Here is a 15935-nt window from a genome sequence, read left to right on the forward strand (position 1 = left end):
GAATTTTTCACGAAGCGAAGCTTCGCACATCGCCCGGATATTTCCATAGTGTCGGTAGGATATTTCTTAGGTGATACACATCGCCGCTGGTCCAGAACTGCGCGGGTTCAGGATTGCCGTCGGCCAGCAGGTCGCGCTCGCCCAGCAGACGCTTGAGCTGGCGGGCCACGGCGGCGCCGGTGTCGATGAGGATGATGCTGGGGGGCAGCATCTGCGCCAGGAGTGGCTTGAGGAAGGGGTAGTGGGTGCAACCAAGAATGATGGTGTCGCAGCCGGCGCTGAGCAGCGGTTCGATGTAACCCTGCAACATCTGGCGCAGGGCTGGGCTGTTCAGGTCACCGCTTTCAATCAGTTCGACCAGGCCCGGGCACGGCTGGGTGATGACCTTTACATCGGTGGCGAAGCGGTCGAGCAAGGCGGCGAACTTGGCGCTTTGCAGCGTGCCGGTGGTGGCAAGCACGCCGACGACGCCACTGCGGGTAGCGGCGGCTGCGGGCTTGACGGCGGGCTCCATGCCTACCAACGGCCAATCAGGAAAATCCAGGCGCAGATCAGCGACAGCGGCGACCGTGGCGGTATTACAGGCAATCACGAACGCCTTGGCGCCCCGCTCCCGAAAAAAAGCCGCCACCCGCCGCGAACGCTCAAGGATAAATGCCGGGCTTTTCTCACCGTAGGGGATGTGCCCGCAATCGGCCACATACAGCAGTGATTCGTGGGGCAACAGCTGCTGGATTTCCTCCAGCACGGTCAACCCGCCGATACCGGAATCGAACACACCGATTGGCGCGCCCTTAACCATGTTGCGTCCCGCACACGCTGCAACCGGGGTCTCGCTTGACGCGTAACTCGCGAAAACGCGTGGTCAGGGCATCGATCAGCAACAAACGGCCCACCAGGGGCTCACCGAAATCGGCCAGCAGTTTTAAGGCTTCCAACGCTTGCAGGCTACCGACCAGCCCCACCAGCGGGCCGACTACGCCGGCTTCGCTGCAGGTGAGTTCGGTATCGCTGCCGTGCCCATATAAACAGTGGTAGCACGGGCTCTCGGCGCGGCGCGGGTCGAACACCGACAGTTGCCCTTCAAGGCGAATGGCGGCACCGCTGATCAAGGGTTTGCCGGCCGCGACGCAAGCCGCGTTGACCGCTTCGCGGGTAGAGAAGTTGTCACTGCAATCAAGCACCACATCCACCACTTCGACCGCTGCTGCCAGTGTGTCGGCATCCAGCGCGGAGCGATGAGCGATCAGTTTGATCTCGGGGTTGATGGCGGTCAGGCGGCGCAGGGCCGAGTCGACCTTGGTCTGCCCGACACTGTCGGTGTCGTGGATGATCTGGCGTTGCAGGTTGGTCAGGTCGACAGTGTCGAAGTCCGCCAGATGCAGTTCGCCCACGCCCGCCGCCGCCAGGTACAGCGCAACGGGCGCGCCCAGGCCACCGAGACCGACGATCAAGGCACGGCCATTTTTCAGGCGCAATTGGCCGTCGATGTCGACATGCTGCAACAGAATCTGTCGGCTGTAGCGCAACAGCTCCTGATCGGTCAGCACGGCAGGCGTCCCAGGGTGATGCGCTCGTGGCCGCCGAGGTCGATGCGGCTGTGCACGTCTTCGAAACCTTCACTCAACAGCAGGTCGCGCACAGCCGGAGCCTGATCGTAACCATGCTCCAACAGTAGGCGGCCGCCCGCCTTCAGATGAGCGGGGGCCTGTTTGATGATCAGGCGCAGGTCGTCCAAGCCATCATGGCCAGCCACCAATGCACTGGCCGGCTCAAAGCGCACATCGCCCGCCACCAGGTGCGGATCGTTGGCTGCGATGTACGGCGGGTTGCTGATGATCAGGTCATAGGCCTGATCTTGCAGCGCACTGAACCAATGGCTGTTCAACACTGTGGCGTTATTGAGGTGCAACCGCTGACGGTTGCGCTCGGCCAGGGCCACGGCTTCCAGCACACGGTCGACGGCGGTGACTTGCCAGGCCGGGCGTTCGCTGGCCAAGGCCAAGGCGATGGCGCCACTGCCGGTGCCCAAGTCGAGGACCTTGGCGGGCGTGGCCGGTAACAATTCCAGGGCGGCTTCCACCAGCAACTCAGTGTCCGGACGTGGGATCAGCGTGTGGGGCGCGACCTCCAGGTCCAGCTTCCAGAAACCTTGCTGGCCAAGGATATACGCCACCGGCTCACCGCCTCGACGGCGTTGCAGGTAACCGGCAAACGCCAGCGCGTGTTCGCTGCTGACGATTTTCTCGGGCCAGGTGTGCAGGTAGCTGCGGGACTTACCCAGGGCCGCCGCCAGCAACAATTCGGCATCCAGGCGCGCGGTAGGCGAGTCGGGCAGGTCGGCGGCGCGCAGCAGGCTGGCGATGATGGTCATTTATTCACCTATCGCTGCGAGTTGATCCGCCTGGTATTCGGCGAGCAACGGCTCGATCACGGCGTCTACGCCACCAGCGAGAATCTCGTCCAGGGAGTAAAGCGTGAGGTTGACCCGGTGGTCGGTGACCCGGCCCTGGGCGAAGTTGTAGGTACGGATGCGCTCGGAGCGGTCGCCCGAGCCCACTAACAGCTTGCGCTCGCTGGCAATCGCGTTGGCGGCGGCGCTGGTCTGCTGGTCGTTGAGTTTGGCCGACAGCCAGGACATGGCCCGCGCACGGTTCTTGTGTTGGGAGCGCTCTTCCTGGCATTCCACCACGATGCCCGACGGCAAGTGAGTGATGCGGATGGCGGAGTCGGTCTTGTTGACGTGCTGACCGCCAGCGCCCGACGAGCGGTAGGTGTCGACGCGCAAGTCGGCCGGGTTGATCTCGATGGCTTCCTGCTCATCCGGCTCGGGCAGCACGGCCACGGTGCAGGCGGATGTGTGAATTCGGCCCTGGGACTCGGTCGCCGGTACGCGCTGTACGCGGTGCGCACCCGATTCGAACTTGAGCTTGCCGTAGACGTTGTCGCCTTCAACCCGCGCGATGACTTCTTTATAGCCGCCGTGCTCGCCTTCGTTCTCGGAGAGGATTTCTACCCGCCAACCGCGACGCTCGGCATACCGCGAATACATGCGGAACAGGTCGCCGGAGAAAATCGCCGCCTCGTCACCGCCGGTGCCGGCACGGATTTCAAGGAATACGTTGCGCCCATCATTCGGGTCTTTGGGCAGCAGCATGCGTTGCAGGTCGCCCTCCAGCGCAGCCAGCTTTTCCTTGGCTTCGCGGACTTCTTCCACGGCCATTTCGCGCATGTCCGGGTCGCTATCCTTGAGCAGCGCCTGGGCGCCTTCGAGGTCGGCCTGGGTTTTAAGCCACTGCCCATAGGTGGTCACAATTGGCTCAACTTCCGCGTACTCCTTGGAATACGTACGGAATTTTGCCTGATCAGAGATGACTTCGCCATCACCGAGCAAGGCGGTCAGTTCTTCGAAACGGTCCTGGAGCACGTCCAGTTTATTGAGCAGTGACGCTTTCATTGCGGTTTTTTATCCGAAGAGCTATCTGACGCGCCCTCACCGAGGGCAAAGAGTTCCTGGGCCATGGCCAGCGCATCGAGGCGGCCTTCGGCGGTAAGCTTTTTTAATTGTACGCTGGGCGCATGGAGCAATTTGTTGGTGAGACCGCGCGCCAGTTGCATCAGCACTTCTTCGGCGCTGCTGCCGTTGGCCAGCAAACGCTGGGCCTTGATCAACTCCTCGTCGCGCAGGCGTTCGCCCTGCTGACGATACGCCTTGAGCACATCCACCGCCGCCAGTTCACGCAGGCGCACCATGAAGTCTTCGGCGCCGGTGCTGACCATCTCTTCGGCCGCCTGGGCGGCGCCCTGGCGGCTCTTGAGGTTTTCGGCGACCACTTCGTGCAGATCGTCGACGCTATAGAGGTAAACGTCGTCCAACTCGCCGACTTCGGGCTCGATATCGCGTGGAACGGCAATATCCACCATGAAGATGGGCTTGTGCTTGCGCAGCTTCAAGGCGCTCTCGACCGCGCCCTTGCCCAGGATCGGCAACTGGCTGGCGGTGGAGCTGATGACGATATCGCTGCGCACCAGCTCGGCCGGGATATCCGCCAGCAACACGGCATGCGCACCGAACTGCTCGGCGAGGATGCTCGCCCGTTCCAGGGTACGGTTGGCGACCACAATGCGCTTCACGCCCAGGTCATGCAGGTGGCGGGCGACCAGGGTGATGGTCTCGCCGGCGCCGATCAGCAGGGCCTGGCTGCGCTGCAAGTCACTGAAAATCTGTTTGGCCAGGCTGACGGCAGCAAACGCCACCGATACCGGGTTTTCACCGATGGCGGTGTCAGTGCGTACCTGCTTGGCGGAATTGAAGGTGGCCTGGAACAAACGGCCCAATAACGGGCCAACAGTGCCGGCCTCGCGCGCCACGGCATAGGCGGACTTCATCTGGCCAAGAATCTGCGGTTCACCCAACACCAGCGAATCGAGACCGGACGCCACACGCATCATGTGACGAACTGCCGCATCCTCTTCGTGCACGTAAGCGCTCGCGCGCAGGTCGTCGAGGTCCAAATGGTGGTAATCGGCGAGCCAGCGCAGTACGACATCCGCTGAAAGATGTTCCTGCTCTATATAAAGCTCGCTGCGATTGCAGGTCGAAAGGATCGCAGCTTCGCGACTGTCGGTGAGCCGGCAGAGCTGCTGCAGGGCCTCAACCAACTGCTCTGGCGTAAACGCCACGCGCTCGCGCACGTCTACGGAGGCAGTCTTGTGGTTAATACCGAGTGCGAGGAAGGCCATTCAATATCGCTGATGATGTCGGGAAGCCGACAATTGTCCTACTTCGAAAGATTCAGAACAACCACCGTAAGCTATTGTCCTAATGCCTTGTGTCTATAAAGGCACCCATTGAGACTCGGTTATGTTTGGCCGAAGGCTTGTGTCATGATGATCCGACCGCAGGTTAGTCGTCCTTTTCCTATATGAATAGATCTTCCGCGTTGCTCCTTGCTTTTGTCTTCCTCAGCGGCTGCCAGGCCATGGCACCCGTGTCGCCGGACGGTACGCCGCCGGTGGAAGAGAGCACCCCCGCCCCTGAAAAGCCCAAGGTTTATTCCTCGTTCACTGAAGAAACGGTGTACAGCCTGCTGACCGCAGAACTCGCCGGCCAGCGCAATCGTTTCGACATTGCCCTGGATAACTACGTGACCCAGGCCATCAACACTCAGGATCCGGGGATTTCCGAGCGCGCGTTCCGCATCGCCGAGTACCTGGGCGCCGACCAGGCTGCGCTGGACACGTCGCTGATCTGGGCCAAAAACGCACCGGACGACCTCGAAGCCCAACGCGCGGCGGCCGTTCAACTGGCACGCGCCGGGCGCTATGACGACTCCATGGTCTATATGGAGAAGGTCCTGCAGGGCAAGGGCGACACCCATTTCGACTTTCTCGCGCTGTCGGCGGCCGACACGGACCAGGACACGCGCAACGGTTTGATGAAGAGCTTCGACCGCCTGCTGCAAAAACACCCGAAGAACAGCCAGCTGATTTTCGGCAAGGCCTTGCTGCTGCAACAGGATGACGAAGCCGACGCCGCGCTGAAGCTGCTGGAGCAGAATCCGCCGGAAGAAGGCGAAATCGCGCCGATCCTGCTGCGTGCGCGCCTGCTGCAGAACCTCAATCGCGGCAAGGAAGCGATTCCACTGCTGGAAAAAAGCATCAAGAAGTATCCGGAAGACAAGCGCCTGCGCCTGACCTACGCGCGCATGCTGGTCGAGCAGGACCGCATGGAGGACGCCAAAGTGCAGTTCGCCAGTTTGGTCCAGCAATACCCGGACGATGACGAATTGCGCTATTCACTGGCACTGGTGTGCCTGGAAGCCAAGGCCTGGGACGAGGCCAAGGGTTACCTGGAAGAGCTGATCCAGCGCGAAAGCCATGTGGATTCGGCGCACCTGAACCTTGGCCGTATCGCCGAGGAGCGCAACGATCCACAGGCCGCCCTGCTCGAATACGCCCAGGTCGGCCCCGGCAATGACTACCTGCCAGCCCAATTGCGCCAGGCCGATATACTGATGAGCAACGGTCGCACCGACGAGGCGGAAAAACGCCTGGCTGCGGCCCGCGATGCCGAGCCGGACTATGCGATCCAGCTGTACCTGATCCAGGCCGAGACCTTGTCGGCCAACAATCAGGGTGAGCGCGCCTGGAAACTGCTGCAACAGGCCTTGCTGCAATTCCCCGACGATTTGAACCTGCTGTATACCCGCGCCATGCAGGCGGAAAAACGCAATGACCTGGCACAGATGGAAAAAGACCTGCGCCTGATCATCAAGCGCGACCCGGACAACGCCATGGCCCTCAACGCCTTGGGTTACACGCTGTCCGACCGCACCACGCGTTACGCCGAAGCCAAGGTGTTGATCGAACAAGCCCACAAGCTCAACCCGGAAGACCCGGCCGTGCTCGACAGCCTGGGCTGGGTGAATTACCGCCTGGGCAACCTCGACGAAGCCGAACGCTTGCTGCGCCAGGCGCTGGAACGCTTCCCCGACCAGGAAGTCGCTGCTCACCTGGGCGAAGTGCTCTGGGCCAATGGCAAACAGCGCGAAGCACGCCAGATCTGGGAAAAATTCCTCAAGGAACAACCCGAAAGCCCCATCCTGCGCGGCACCATCAAGCGCCTGACCGGATCCGAGACCCTTTAAGCTTATGTTCTTGCGCCACATTGTCGTTTTCAGCTTCATCGCCCTGCTCGCCGGTTGCGCGGGTTTCGGCGCCCGTGAATCCGTTGAAGGCCAGGGCAACCCGGCGCAATGGAAGCAGCATAAAGATCAGCTCAGCAGCATCGACGGCTGGCAGATCGAAGGCAAAGTCGGGGTTCGCGCGCCAAAGGATTCGGGCAGCGGCACTTTGTTCTGGCTGCAACGCCAGGATTACTACGATATTCGCCTGTCCGGCCCGCTGGGGCGTGGCGCGGCACGCCTGACCGGTCGACCAGGGCAAGTCAGCCTCGAGGTGGCCAATCAGGGGCGCTATGAAGCGACTTCGCCGGAAACGCTTCTGGAAGAACAGATTGGCTGGAAGCTGCCGGTGTCTCACCTGGTCTGGTGGGTACGCGGCCTGCCCGCGCCTGACAGCAAGAGCCGCCTGAGCCTCAATGGCGACAGCCGCCTGGCCACACTGGAGCAGGATGGCTGGCAGGTGGAATATTTGAGCTACGTAGAGCAAAGCGGTTATTCGCTGCCTGAGCGCATCAAGCTGCACGGTCCCGACCTTGACGTCACGCTGGTGATCAAGGACTGGCAACCGCGCAAACTGGGGCAATAAAGTGACTGTAGAACGCCTGACGCTGCCCTCCCCCGCGAAACTCAATTTGATGCTGCATATTCTCGGTCGCCGTGAAGACGGCTATCACGAGTTGCAGACGCTGTTTCAATTTCTCGACTACGGCGATGAGCTGACCTTCTCCGTGCGCGACGACGGCGTGATCAAGCTGCATACCGAATTCGAAGGCGTGCCTCACGACAGCAACCTGATCGTGAAGGCGGCGAAAAAACTTCAGGAACAATCCGGATGCGGGCTAGGTATCGATATCTGGATCGATAAAATTTTGCCCATGGGCGGTGGAATCGGCGGCGGCAGCTCGAATGCCGCCACCACATTGCTGGGTCTGAATCACTTGTGGCAACTGGGTTGGGACGAAGATCGCCTGGCCGCGCTGGGCCTGACACTGGGCGCCGACGTCCCGGTTTTCGTGCGTGGGCACGCGGCTTTCGCCGAGGGCGTGGGGGAGAAACTCAGCCCGGAATACCCCGAAGAGCCATGGTATGTCGTGCTTGTGCCGCAAGTATCTGTAAGTACAGCAGAAATTTTTTCAGATCCGTTGTTGACACGTAACTCTTCTCCCATTAAAGTGCGCCCCGTTCCCAAGGGAAACAGTCGAAATGACTGCTTACCGGTTGTAGCAAGGCGTTATCCAGAGGTACGTAACGCTTTGAATTTGTTAGGTAAATTTACCGAAGCAAAATTAACCGGAACTGGAAGTTGTGTGTTTGGGGGCTTCCCAAGCAAAGCTGAAGCTGATAAAGTCTCGGCCCTTCTTACAGAGACCCTTACAGGGTTTGTAGCAAAGGGAAGCAACGTTTCGATGTTGCATCGCAAGCTGCAAAGTCTGCTCTAAAGGAACCGAGTGTTAGGCACTCGTTGCAACAGATACAGGGGCGTCGCCAAGCGGTAAGGCAGCAGGTTTTGATCCTGCCATGCGTTGGTTCGAATCCAGCCGCCCCTGCCATTTTCTATACTCATCCAGGTTACCCTCAGCCTCTAGGTACTGCGCGTGTCCAAGATGATGGTCTTTACGGGGAATGCTAACCCCGATCTGGCTCGGCGTGTCGTACGTCAGCTGCATATCCCTCTCGGTGACATCTCTGTCGGTAAGTTTTCCGACGGCGAAATTACAGCCGAGATCAATGAAAACGTTCGCGGTAAAGACGTCTTCATTATTCAGCCGACTTGCGCTCCGACCAACGATAACCTGATGGAACTCGTCGTGATGGCTGATGCCTTCCGCCGCTCCTCAGCGACTCGAATCACAGCTGTAATCCCTTATTTTGGTTATGCCCGTCAGGATCGCCGTCCGCGTTCCGCACGTGTGGCTATCAGCGCGAAAGTCGTCGCTGACATGCTGACCGTGGTAGGTATCGACCGTGTTCTCACGGTTGACCTGCACGCTGACCAAATCCAGGGGTTCTTTGATATTCCGGTAGATAACATCTACGGCTCCCCCGTATTGGTGGATGACATCGAAGACCAGCGCTTTGAAAACCTGATGATCGTGTCCCCGGACATTGGTGGCGTCGTGCGTGCACGGGCTGTTGCCAAATCCCTGGGCGTGGACCTCGGGATCATCGACAAACGCCGTGAGAAAGCCAATCACTCTGAAGTGATGCATATCATCGGTGATGTCGAAGGGCGTACCTGTATTCTGGTTGATGACATGGTCGACACCGCCGGCACCCTGTGCCACGCGGCGAAAGCCTTGAAAGAGCACGGTGCGGCTAAAGTCTTCGCCTACTGCACACACCCTGTGCTGTCGGGCCGAGCGATCGAGAACATCGAGAATTCCGTGCTGGACGAACTGGTGGTGACTAACACCATCCCGTTGTCCGCCGCTGCTCAAGCCTGTGCGCGTATCCGTCAACTGGATATCGCACCGGTCGTTGCCGAGGCGGTCCGCCGCATCAGCAATGAAGAATCGATCAGCGCGATGTTCCGCTAAGGGTCACACCTTCGGCACATCCCACTGACGAAAAGCGCCCCGCCCCGACATTCTGTTGGGGCGGGGCTTTTTTGCCCATGTCGAGTACGGCGCTGGTCGCAAACGCCCCTCGATGATGGCTATTTTGGAGATACAAAATGACTGACTTTACTCTGAACGCTCAAGCGCGTACTGACCTGGGGAAAGGTGCGAGCCGCCGCCTGCGTCACGCCGCCAACATCCCAGCCGTTGTATACGGTGGTAACAAGCCTGCTGAATCCGTGACCATCCTGGCCAAGGAAATCGCCAAGCTGTTCGAAAACGAAGCTGCCTACAGCCACGTTATCGAGCTGAACGTCGACGGCGCCAAGCAGAACGTCATCGTTAAAGCGATGCAGCGTCACCCGTCCAAGCAGTTCATCATGCACGCTGACTTCGTTCGCGTTGTAGCTGGCCAGAAACTGACCGCTATCGTGCCTGTTCACTTCATCGGTGAAGAAGCTCCGATCAAGAAAGGCGGCGAGATTTCTCACGTTGTGAACGAAATCGAAGTGACCTGCCTGCCGAAAGACCTGCCTGAGTTCATCGAAGTCGACCTGTCGGCTGCTGAAGTTGGCGCCATCATCCACCTGTCCGACCTCAAAGCCCCTAAAGGCGTTGAGTTTGTTGCACTGGCTCACGGTGATGACAAAGCGGTTGCCAACGTTCACGCTCCACGCGTTGCTCCAGAAGCTGAAGAAGGCGCTGCAGAGTAATTCACTCTGTATTGCCGGAGCTTGAGGAAACATCGCGGACCGGAACGTAGCGAGAAAGCGGGCGATAACGCGGCGTTTACTCTTGAGTAAATAGCTTCTGTCGTCCACTTTCGCCGCACACAGGTTGCGGCGATGTTATCCACAACTCCAAAGGAAGGGCCCCTGTCGTGACTGCCATTAAACTGATCGTTGGCCTGGGAAATCCAGGCGCCGAATACGAACAGACCCGGCATAACGCGGGGGCCCTTTTTGTTGAGCGCATCGCCCACGCGCAAGGTGTGAACCTGGTGGCCGATCGCAAATATTTTGGCCTGACCGGGCGCTTTTCGCACCAGGGTCAGGATGTTCGTCTGCTGATTCCCACCACCTACATGAACCGCAGCGGCCAGGCTGTCGCGGCGCTTGCGGGCTTCTTCCGGATCAAACCTGAGGAGATCCTGGTGGCCCATGACGAACTGGACCTGCCACCCGGTGTTGCCAAGCTCAAGCTGGGCGGCGGGCATGGCGGGCACAATGGCCTGCGCGACATCATTGCGCAGCTGGGCAATCAGAATAATTTCTACCGTCTGCGGCTCGGCATTGGCCACCCAGGCGTTGCCAGTATGGTTTCAAATTTCGTCCTGGGTCGTGCGCCACGCGCCGAACAGGAAAAACTCGATGCCAGCATCGACTTTGCCCTCGGCGTGCTGCCGGATATCTTCGCCGGTGAATGGAACCGCGCGATGAAAAACCTGCACAGCCAGAAGGCCTGACTCTTACCGAGGGGAAACACCATGGGATTCAATTGCGGCATCGTCGGCCTGCCCAACGTCGGCAAATCCACCCTGTTCAACGCTCTGACCAAGTCCGGTATTGCAGCGGAGAACTTCCCCTTCTGCACCATCGAGCCTAACAGCGGTATCGTGGCCATGCCGGACCCGCGCCTGGCGGCATTGGCGGCCATCGTCAATCCGAAGCGCATCTTGCCGACCACCATGGAATTCGTCGACATCGCTGGCCTGGTTGCCGGCGCCTCGAAAGGTGAAGGCCTGGGCAACAAGTTCCTGGCCAACATCCGTGAAACCGATGCCATCGCCCACGTGGTCCGCTGCTTTGAAGACGAGAACGTGATTCACGTCTCCAACAGTGTCGACCCCAAGCGCGACATCGAGATCATCGACCTGGAACTGATCTTCGCCGACCTCGACAGCTGCGAGAAACAACTGCAGAAAGTCGCACGCAACGCCAAGGGTGGTGACAAGGACGCCGTGGTCCAGAAAGGCCTGCTGGAGCAGTTGATCGCTCACTTCACCGAAGGCAAGCCTGCGCGCAGCTTGATGAAGAACATGAGCACCGACGAAAAAGCGGTGATCAAGGGCTTCCACCTGCTGACTACCAAGCCTGTCATGTACATCGCCAACGTCGCCGAAGACGGTTTCGAGAACAACCCGCTGCTCGACGTGGTCAAGGCCATCGCCGACGAAGAAGGCGCGATCGTGGTACCGGTGTGCAACAAGATCGAAGCAGAAATTGCCGAACTGGATGACGGCGAAGAAAAAGACATGTTCCTCGAGGCCCTGGGCCTGGAAGAGCCTGGCCTGAACCGCGTGATCCGCGCTGGCTATGAAATGCTGCACCTGCAGACTTACTTCACCGCCGGTGTCGAAGAAGTCCGCGCCTGGACCGTCAAGGTCGGTGCTACCGCACCACAGGCTGCTGGCGTGATCCACACCGACTTCGAAAAAGGCTTTATCCGCGCCGAAGTGATTGCCTACAACGACTTCATCCAGTTCAAGGGTGAAGCCGGTGCCAAGGAAGCGGGTAAGTGGCGCTTGGAAGGTAAGGAATACATCGTTAAAGATGGCGATGTGATGCACTTCCGTTTTAACGTGTAAGCGTTACCTGCGGTTTATACCGCGAATAAAAAAGCCGATGCATTGCATCGGCTTTTTTGTGGGCGCTGTTTATCCACATTCAACAATACGTACGCCAAGCATTAGAGTTTTTCAGACTTCCCCTACTGACATTCCTGAGTCTTGTGACGAGAAATTAAATCCAAGTCAAAACCAAACTTATCCTACACAACATTGGCGACCAACACGATCAACAATAAGTGACAACACTTATAGAATTCTATCTACTGAGCCGAGCCTGCACACCAATAGCGAAGTAATAACGATTATGGAGTAATCATGCAATGTCGGCCTCTGACACCCTGGACAATAAAGCGAATGTTTCACTGCTTGCAGGCCCCGACATTGAAGAAATATTGAGCAGCACTGCCTCGCTCAATATTGATATTTTGCTGCTGGGAGAAACCGGAACCGGCAAGGACACCTTGGCACAGCGAATCCATCGTTTATCCGGACGACGGGGGAGCTTCATCGCAGTGAACTGTGCCGCCATTCCAGAAACCCTTGCAGAAAGCCAACTGTTCGGCGTCAATAGCGGAGCCTACACGGGCGCTGTACAGTCCAGGGCAGGCTTTATCGAAGCCGCACATCTAGGCACTTTGTACCTGGATGAAATCGACAGCATGCCGCTTTCCTTGCAAGCCAAGCTACTGCGCACGCTGGAGTCGCGCGGTGTCGAGCGCCTCGGCTCGACCCGGTTTATACCGGTAGACATGCGTGTTATCGCATCGGCTCAACAGTCGCTCTACGAAATGGTTGAACGAGGGACTTTCCGACGGGACCTGTATTTTCGTTTAAGTGTCGTCGATATCCAGCTCCCGTCTTTGCGAGAATGCAAAGATCGTATCATTCCGCTTTTTTTGAGCATGATCCGCCAAGAAGCGGAATCTTTTAAGTGCCCTTCTCCGCAGCCTCCAAATTCCTTGTTACAGCAGCTGTTATGCCATCCCTGGCCTGGTAATGTTCGCGAACTGAGTTCCACCGCTAAACGCTTTGTTTTGGGCCTTCCTCCACTCTCAGTGAGGGATAGGAATCCTGAGGTATCTGAAGCAGGCCTCAAGGAACGCTTACAACGTATTGAGAAGTCACTGATTGAGGAATCACTGCATCGGCACAACGGTAATGTGGACCTGGCGGCGGCTGACTTGAGAGTCGCCAAACGTACATTCTATTACCGGATGAAACAATTGGGGATTGATTAAACCAATGTTTAAATCCCAACACTGTTGTAAAAAGTTGGAGGCCTCCAGTTTTTTTTGCAATAGCTTGGAACTACTTAAATAGCGAATACCACACAGTTAACGTCAGACATCACACTGTAAAACCTTGCAAAAAATGATGACTGAGTAATGCACTATATTTAAAACTAGCGAAGTGGAGAAGGTCCATGTCTCAAGTTAACGGTTACGGTTCCTACAACCCCTATAACTCCGGCTACGGCGCCGGCGACACCGCTGGAAACCCCGGCCTTGATGCAGAAAGTCAGCGGTCGAAGGAAATACAGACTCAGGGCCTGAAACTGAGCAACGACGCAACTCAAGATAGCAACGTCAAAGGCGCTGCTGAGAAAAGGCGTTAATGCAAGACCTCCTCGGCTTACCCGCCGAGGAGGTGCATCTTGTATTAAAAAGGATGCCGACACTTAAAGCCTGCGTAAAAGTACCATTGCTCACCTACCGGGATTACCGATGCTTGTAGAAGACAATAGCTCAATCGCGCTTAGCAGCCATAAAAGCACCCTTCGTTCATCTGATAGCCCACCCTCAAGTACGGATGTCGACTTTTTCACCTCAGAACTCTAACGTCCCGTTTCAACAAAACCTATGGCAGCACAATTTGAAGCAATGAGTTTGCTGGCGAACGCGGCAACGGCGATCGATACAACAAAAAACAAAATCACGAGAGACCTCAGCAAACTCAGCAAAAATATCGACAGAGAGGCGTTACGTAAGTATCCAAATGATCTTTCCAACGCTTTGCTCATGTCGCACTTGATCGTAAAAACCCTTGGTAAAACAACCCAGTGCATCGACAAAATATGCAACCTGCAGTAGCGCGCAGGCGCTTCCTGCAGTCAACGCTATTGGCGCTCAGTTTTCTGTTTCTGTTGAGTGGCTGCGGTGACCGTGTCGAACTGCATCGACAACTCTCCGAGCAGGAGGCCAATGAAGTCATTGCAGAACTGGCAGACAAACATATTCGAGCTCAAAAGATCCCGACCAAGGATGGTGTAACGGTAAGTGTTGATGCAAACGACATAGGCCGAGCCGTTCGCACGCTGGAGGCTGTGGGCCTGCCCAAGCTCGCTCGCGCCACACTCGGCGATACGTTTCGCAAAGAGGGCGTTATCTCTACGCCACTGGAAGAGCGCGCACGCTACATCTACGCCTTATCCCAGGAGCTCGAAGCCACCCTGTCGAACATCGACGGCGTCATCGTTGCCCGAGTGCACGTCGTGCTTCCCGAGCGCATTGCGCCAGGAGAACCGGTGCAGCCTGCATCCGCCTCGGTTTTCATCAAACACGATCCTCGTCTTGATCCCGACAATATCAGAGCCCGTGTTCGCAGAATGGTCGCAAGCAGTATTCCGGGGATGACAACCGCCGTGGACAACCCACAAAAACTTAGCGTCATATTTGTACCCGCCGCGGCTTACCAGGAACAAAAACGATTGGTCTACTTCGGACCTTTCTTAATTCCGGCAGATGACCGTAGCTTTTGGTGGACGTGCTTCGTGGGTGTGCTGGGTGGTTTGATTGTCACGGTGGCCGGTTCACTCTTCCTGTTAAACCGGCGACAGCGGATGGCGCAGTCGATACCTGATGTAACGGCAGGTCCTGCACATGATCATTAGCCACTCCTTATCCATGAGTGACCATCTTGCTTGGGCTCAATGGTGGGCATTTCCCTGGAAAGCCTCTCACGAAAGCTGGAGATCTTTTTACCCCGAAATTGCTTTGATGCAATGCTGTGAGGTCCTGATGAAGAACGGACTTGCAGGCGCGGCCCCCTCCTTGCCCCCTGCGCCTCAGTTCGCGGTGCTTCGGCTGGCTCTTGCCTCAACGGACCAACTCAACCTTGCGCTCAAATTGATTCACCTTACTGTCACGCCTGAATCTGCACCCTCTTTGAACGAAGGCGATGACCTATGGTGCATGAGCCTTTCCAAAGCCCTCTCACCTGACATGCTTCTGCCCGAAGATGACCCTTTGCAATTACTGTGCAATTGGATCGCACCCGCAGTCTGGCAGCGGCTTCGATTACGTTTTCCCGTGGAGCGAGTTCTCACGGTGGAAGAAAGAGCTCCTGCATTTGAAAACGCATGCAGCCGATTGATCACGCTCTGGCAAGCCGTGGTCTGGCGTGCCACATCACGAAACGGCCACGACACACTTCCTGACATGCACACGCCAGGAGATCGATAATGCTTCAACTGCAAAAAATTGAGTTGCACCAGAACGCTGCCAGTTTTCCAAACCCCTTGGTTCCCCGAGAAGTGCTCGCAGACGTCGAAAACGCCAATCAGATCCTATTGCATGCGCAAGCGAAGGCTGACGAGCTGATAAGAAGAGCAGGTGAGAAATGTGAGGCGATGCAGAAAAAAGCCTCGCTGGAACTTTGGCAACGCGCCGATAAGCAGCTCAAGTGCTGGGAACATGAGCGTGAGGCAATTCTGGCAAGTCTTGAACACCATGCGACCTTAGTTATCAACCAAGCCATCCAGCGCATCCTTGACGAGACTGTCGAGCCTCAGCGTCTGCAAGCTCTCATCCAGCAGCTGCTGGCAAATCAGATACCGCAGGTCAACGCAACGCTGCTCTGCTGCCCAACCGAATTCGAGTATATAAAAAAGTACCTTGCTTCTCACGGGGCGACACTCTGGAAGCTGCAACCAGACGCCACCGCCCTCCCTCAAACCCTGACACTGAGGACAGACGAGGGAGATTTTCTGATCAACTGGCAATCGATGCTCGAGATGTTTCTCAAACAGAGTCGATAAAACCATAAGCGCTTGCTCAATGGTTCACCTCGTATCAAATAGTTTCTTGTGCACGGAACTGACTGGCGGTGACAAACCACAACACA

Annotated in this window: 18 protein-coding genes and 1 tRNA gene; 14 read left to right on the forward strand and 5 right to left on the reverse strand. The window is 57.4% G+C overall.

What is annotated here, in order from left to right:
* Positions 1-7: 7 nt before the first annotated feature.
* From murI to hemA, 5 genes are read right to left on the reverse strand one after another with little or no spacing between them, the layout of a single operon-like run.
* Positions 8-802, reverse strand: coding sequence for a glutamate racemase (gene murI, locus ACP7BX_RS05945; protein ID WP_426128048.1), 795 nt, complete (start codon positions 800-802; stop codon positions 8-10).
* Entirely contained in the window at positions 795-1550 is a 756-nt protein-coding gene (locus ACP7BX_RS05950; RefSeq protein WP_426128046.1) for a molybdopterin-synthase adenylyltransferase MoeB, read from the reverse strand. Before ACP7BX_RS05950 ends, murI begins: the two co-directional genes overlap by 8 nt.
* Positions 1544-2374, reverse strand: a complete 831-nt coding sequence (prmC, locus tag ACP7BX_RS05955) for a peptide chain release factor N(5)-glutamine methyltransferase (protein WP_426128044.1) — start codon at positions 2372-2374, stop codon at positions 1544-1546. The genes ACP7BX_RS05950 and prmC overlap by 7 nt, the downstream gene beginning before the upstream one ends.
* Positions 2375-3457: a peptide chain release factor 1 gene (gene prfA / locus ACP7BX_RS05960; protein ID WP_095014625.1), complete on the reverse strand. Its 1083-nt coding sequence runs from the start codon at positions 3455-3457 to the stop codon at positions 2375-2377.
* On the reverse strand, positions 3454-4743 hold the full coding sequence (hemA, locus tag ACP7BX_RS05965; RefSeq protein WP_033896957.1) for a glutamyl-tRNA reductase: 1290 nt from the start codon (positions 4741-4743) through the stop codon (positions 3454-3456). The genes prfA and hemA overlap by 4 nt, the downstream gene beginning before the upstream one ends.
* A 182-nt stretch (positions 4744-4925) precedes the next feature.
* Here hemA and ACP7BX_RS05970 point away from each other — a divergent pair, with 182 nt between their 5' ends.
* From ACP7BX_RS05970 to sctL, 14 genes are all read left to right on the forward strand, one after another.
* Positions 4926-6650 (forward strand): tetratricopeptide repeat protein, encoded by a 1725-nt coding sequence (locus ACP7BX_RS05970; protein WP_314533480.1) that lies wholly within the window; start codon positions 4926-4928, stop codon positions 6648-6650.
* A 4-nt stretch (positions 6651-6654) separates the two neighbouring features.
* On the forward strand, positions 6655-7272 hold the full coding sequence (gene lolB / locus ACP7BX_RS05975) for a lipoprotein insertase outer membrane protein LolB (protein WP_033896955.1): 618 nt from the start codon (positions 6655-6657) through the stop codon (positions 7270-7272).
* A 49-nt stretch (positions 7273-7321) separates the two neighbouring features.
* Positions 7322-8125 carry a 4-(cytidine 5'-diphospho)-2-C-methyl-D-erythritol kinase gene (gene ispE / locus ACP7BX_RS05980; RefSeq protein WP_314533512.1) on the forward strand — a complete coding sequence of 268 codons (804 nt, stop codon included), beginning with the start codon at positions 7322-7324 and terminating at the stop codon, positions 8123-8125.
* A gap of 36 nt (positions 8126-8161) precedes the next feature.
* Positions 8162-8236, forward strand: a tRNA-Gln gene (locus tag ACP7BX_RS05985).
* A gap of 45 nt (positions 8237-8281) precedes the next feature.
* On the forward strand, positions 8282-9223 hold the full coding sequence (locus ACP7BX_RS05990; RefSeq protein WP_003171603.1) for a ribose-phosphate pyrophosphokinase: 942 nt from the start codon (positions 8282-8284) through the stop codon (positions 9221-9223).
* Between the two features lie 137 nt (positions 9224-9360).
* Positions 9361-9957: a 50S ribosomal protein L25/general stress protein Ctc gene (locus tag ACP7BX_RS05995; RefSeq protein ID WP_426128041.1), complete on the forward strand. Its 597-nt coding sequence runs from the start codon at positions 9361-9363 to the stop codon at positions 9955-9957.
* 167 nt (positions 9958-10124) lie between these two features.
* Entirely contained in the window at positions 10125-10709 is a 585-nt protein-coding gene (pth, locus tag ACP7BX_RS06000) for an aminoacyl-tRNA hydrolase (RefSeq protein WP_010213318.1), read from the forward strand.
* A 21-nt stretch (positions 10710-10730) separates the two neighbouring features.
* The gene (ychF, locus tag ACP7BX_RS06005) at positions 10731-11831 is read left to right on the forward strand and encodes a redox-regulated ATPase YchF (protein WP_033896952.1); all 1101 of its coding nucleotides are present in this window, start codon (positions 10731-10733) and stop codon (positions 11829-11831) included.
* A 302-nt stretch (positions 11832-12133) separates the two neighbouring features.
* A complete protein-coding gene (locus ACP7BX_RS06010) occupies positions 12134-13051 on the forward strand; it encodes a sigma 54-interacting transcriptional regulator (RefSeq protein ID WP_314533477.1) in 918 nt (305 codons plus the stop codon).
* A 185-nt stretch (positions 13052-13236) separates the two neighbouring features.
* Positions 13237-13428: a hypothetical protein gene (locus tag ACP7BX_RS06015; protein WP_133074821.1), complete on the forward strand. Its 192-nt coding sequence runs from the start codon at positions 13237-13239 to the stop codon at positions 13426-13428.
* A 244-nt stretch (positions 13429-13672) separates the two neighbouring features.
* Positions 13673-13903: an EscI/YscI/HrpB family type III secretion system inner rod protein gene (locus tag ACP7BX_RS06020; protein WP_426128038.1), complete on the forward strand. Its 231-nt coding sequence runs from the start codon at positions 13673-13675 to the stop codon at positions 13901-13903.
* Positions 13888-14703, forward strand: a complete 816-nt coding sequence (sctJ, locus tag ACP7BX_RS06025; RefSeq protein ID WP_314533472.1) for a type III secretion system inner membrane ring lipoprotein SctJ — start codon at positions 13888-13890, stop codon at positions 14701-14703. Before ACP7BX_RS06020 ends, sctJ begins: the two co-directional genes overlap by 16 nt.
* Positions 14693-15274: a type III secretion protein gene (locus ACP7BX_RS06030; RefSeq protein WP_426128036.1), complete on the forward strand. Its 582-nt coding sequence runs from the start codon at positions 14693-14695 to the stop codon at positions 15272-15274. The genes sctJ and ACP7BX_RS06030 overlap by 11 nt, the downstream gene beginning before the upstream one ends.
* Positions 15274-15849, forward strand: a complete 576-nt coding sequence (sctL, locus tag ACP7BX_RS06035) for a type III secretion system stator protein SctL (RefSeq protein ID WP_314533470.1) — start codon at positions 15274-15276, stop codon at positions 15847-15849. Before ACP7BX_RS06030 ends, sctL begins: the two co-directional genes overlap by 1 nt.
* Positions 15850-15935 lie beyond the last annotated feature (86 nt).

Source organism: Pseudomonas sp. DWP3-1-3b3 (assembly GCF_049896305.1).
In the GTDB taxonomy this organism is placed as follows: domain Bacteria; phylum Pseudomonadota; class Gammaproteobacteria; order Pseudomonadales; family Pseudomonadaceae; genus Aquipseudomonas; species Aquipseudomonas azotoformans_A.

Coding starts and splice junctions, on each gene's coding strand:
- ACP7BX_RS05995 (WP_426128041.1), top strand. CDS start 9,361: ATGACTGACTTTACTCTGAACGCTCAAGCGCGTACTGACCTGGGGAAA.
- ispE (WP_314533512.1), top strand. CDS start 7,322: ATGCTGCATATTCTCGGTCGCCGTGAAGACGGCTATCACGAGTTGCAG.
- ychF (WP_033896952.1), top strand. CDS start 10,731: ATGGGATTCAATTGCGGCATCGTCGGCCTGCCCAACGTCGGCAAATCC.
- prfA (WP_095014625.1), bottom strand. CDS start 3,457: ATGAAAGCGTCACTGCTCAATAAACTGGACGTGCTCCAGGACCGTTTC.
- murI (WP_426128048.1), bottom strand. CDS start 802: ATGGTTAAGGGCGCGCCAATCGGTGTGTTCGATTCCGGTATCGGCGGG.
- ACP7BX_RS06020 (WP_426128038.1), top strand. CDS start 13,673: ATGGCAGCACAATTTGAAGCAATGAGTTTGCTGGCGAACGCGGCAACG.
- prmC (WP_426128044.1), bottom strand. CDS start 2,374: ATGACCATCATCGCCAGCCTGCTGCGCGCCGCCGACCTGCCCGACTCG.
- ACP7BX_RS06015 (WP_133074821.1), top strand. CDS start 13,237: ATGTCTCAAGTTAACGGTTACGGTTCCTACAACCCCTATAACTCCGGC.
- ACP7BX_RS05970 (WP_314533480.1), top strand. CDS start 4,926: ATGAATAGATCTTCCGCGTTGCTCCTTGCTTTTGTCTTCCTCAGCGGC.
- ACP7BX_RS06030 (WP_426128036.1), top strand. CDS start 14,693: ATGATCATTAGCCACTCCTTATCCATGAGTGACCATCTTGCTTGGGCT.
- hemA (WP_033896957.1), bottom strand. CDS start 4,743: ATGGCCTTCCTCGCACTCGGTATTAACCACAAGACTGCCTCCGTAGAC.
- ACP7BX_RS06010 (WP_314533477.1), top strand. CDS start 12,134: ATGTCGGCCTCTGACACCCTGGACAATAAAGCGAATGTTTCACTGCTT.
- sctJ (WP_314533472.1), top strand. CDS start 13,888: ATGCAACCTGCAGTAGCGCGCAGGCGCTTCCTGCAGTCAACGCTATTG.
- sctL (WP_314533470.1), top strand. CDS start 15,274: ATGCTTCAACTGCAAAAAATTGAGTTGCACCAGAACGCTGCCAGTTTT.
- lolB (WP_033896955.1), top strand. CDS start 6,655: ATGTTCTTGCGCCACATTGTCGTTTTCAGCTTCATCGCCCTGCTCGCC.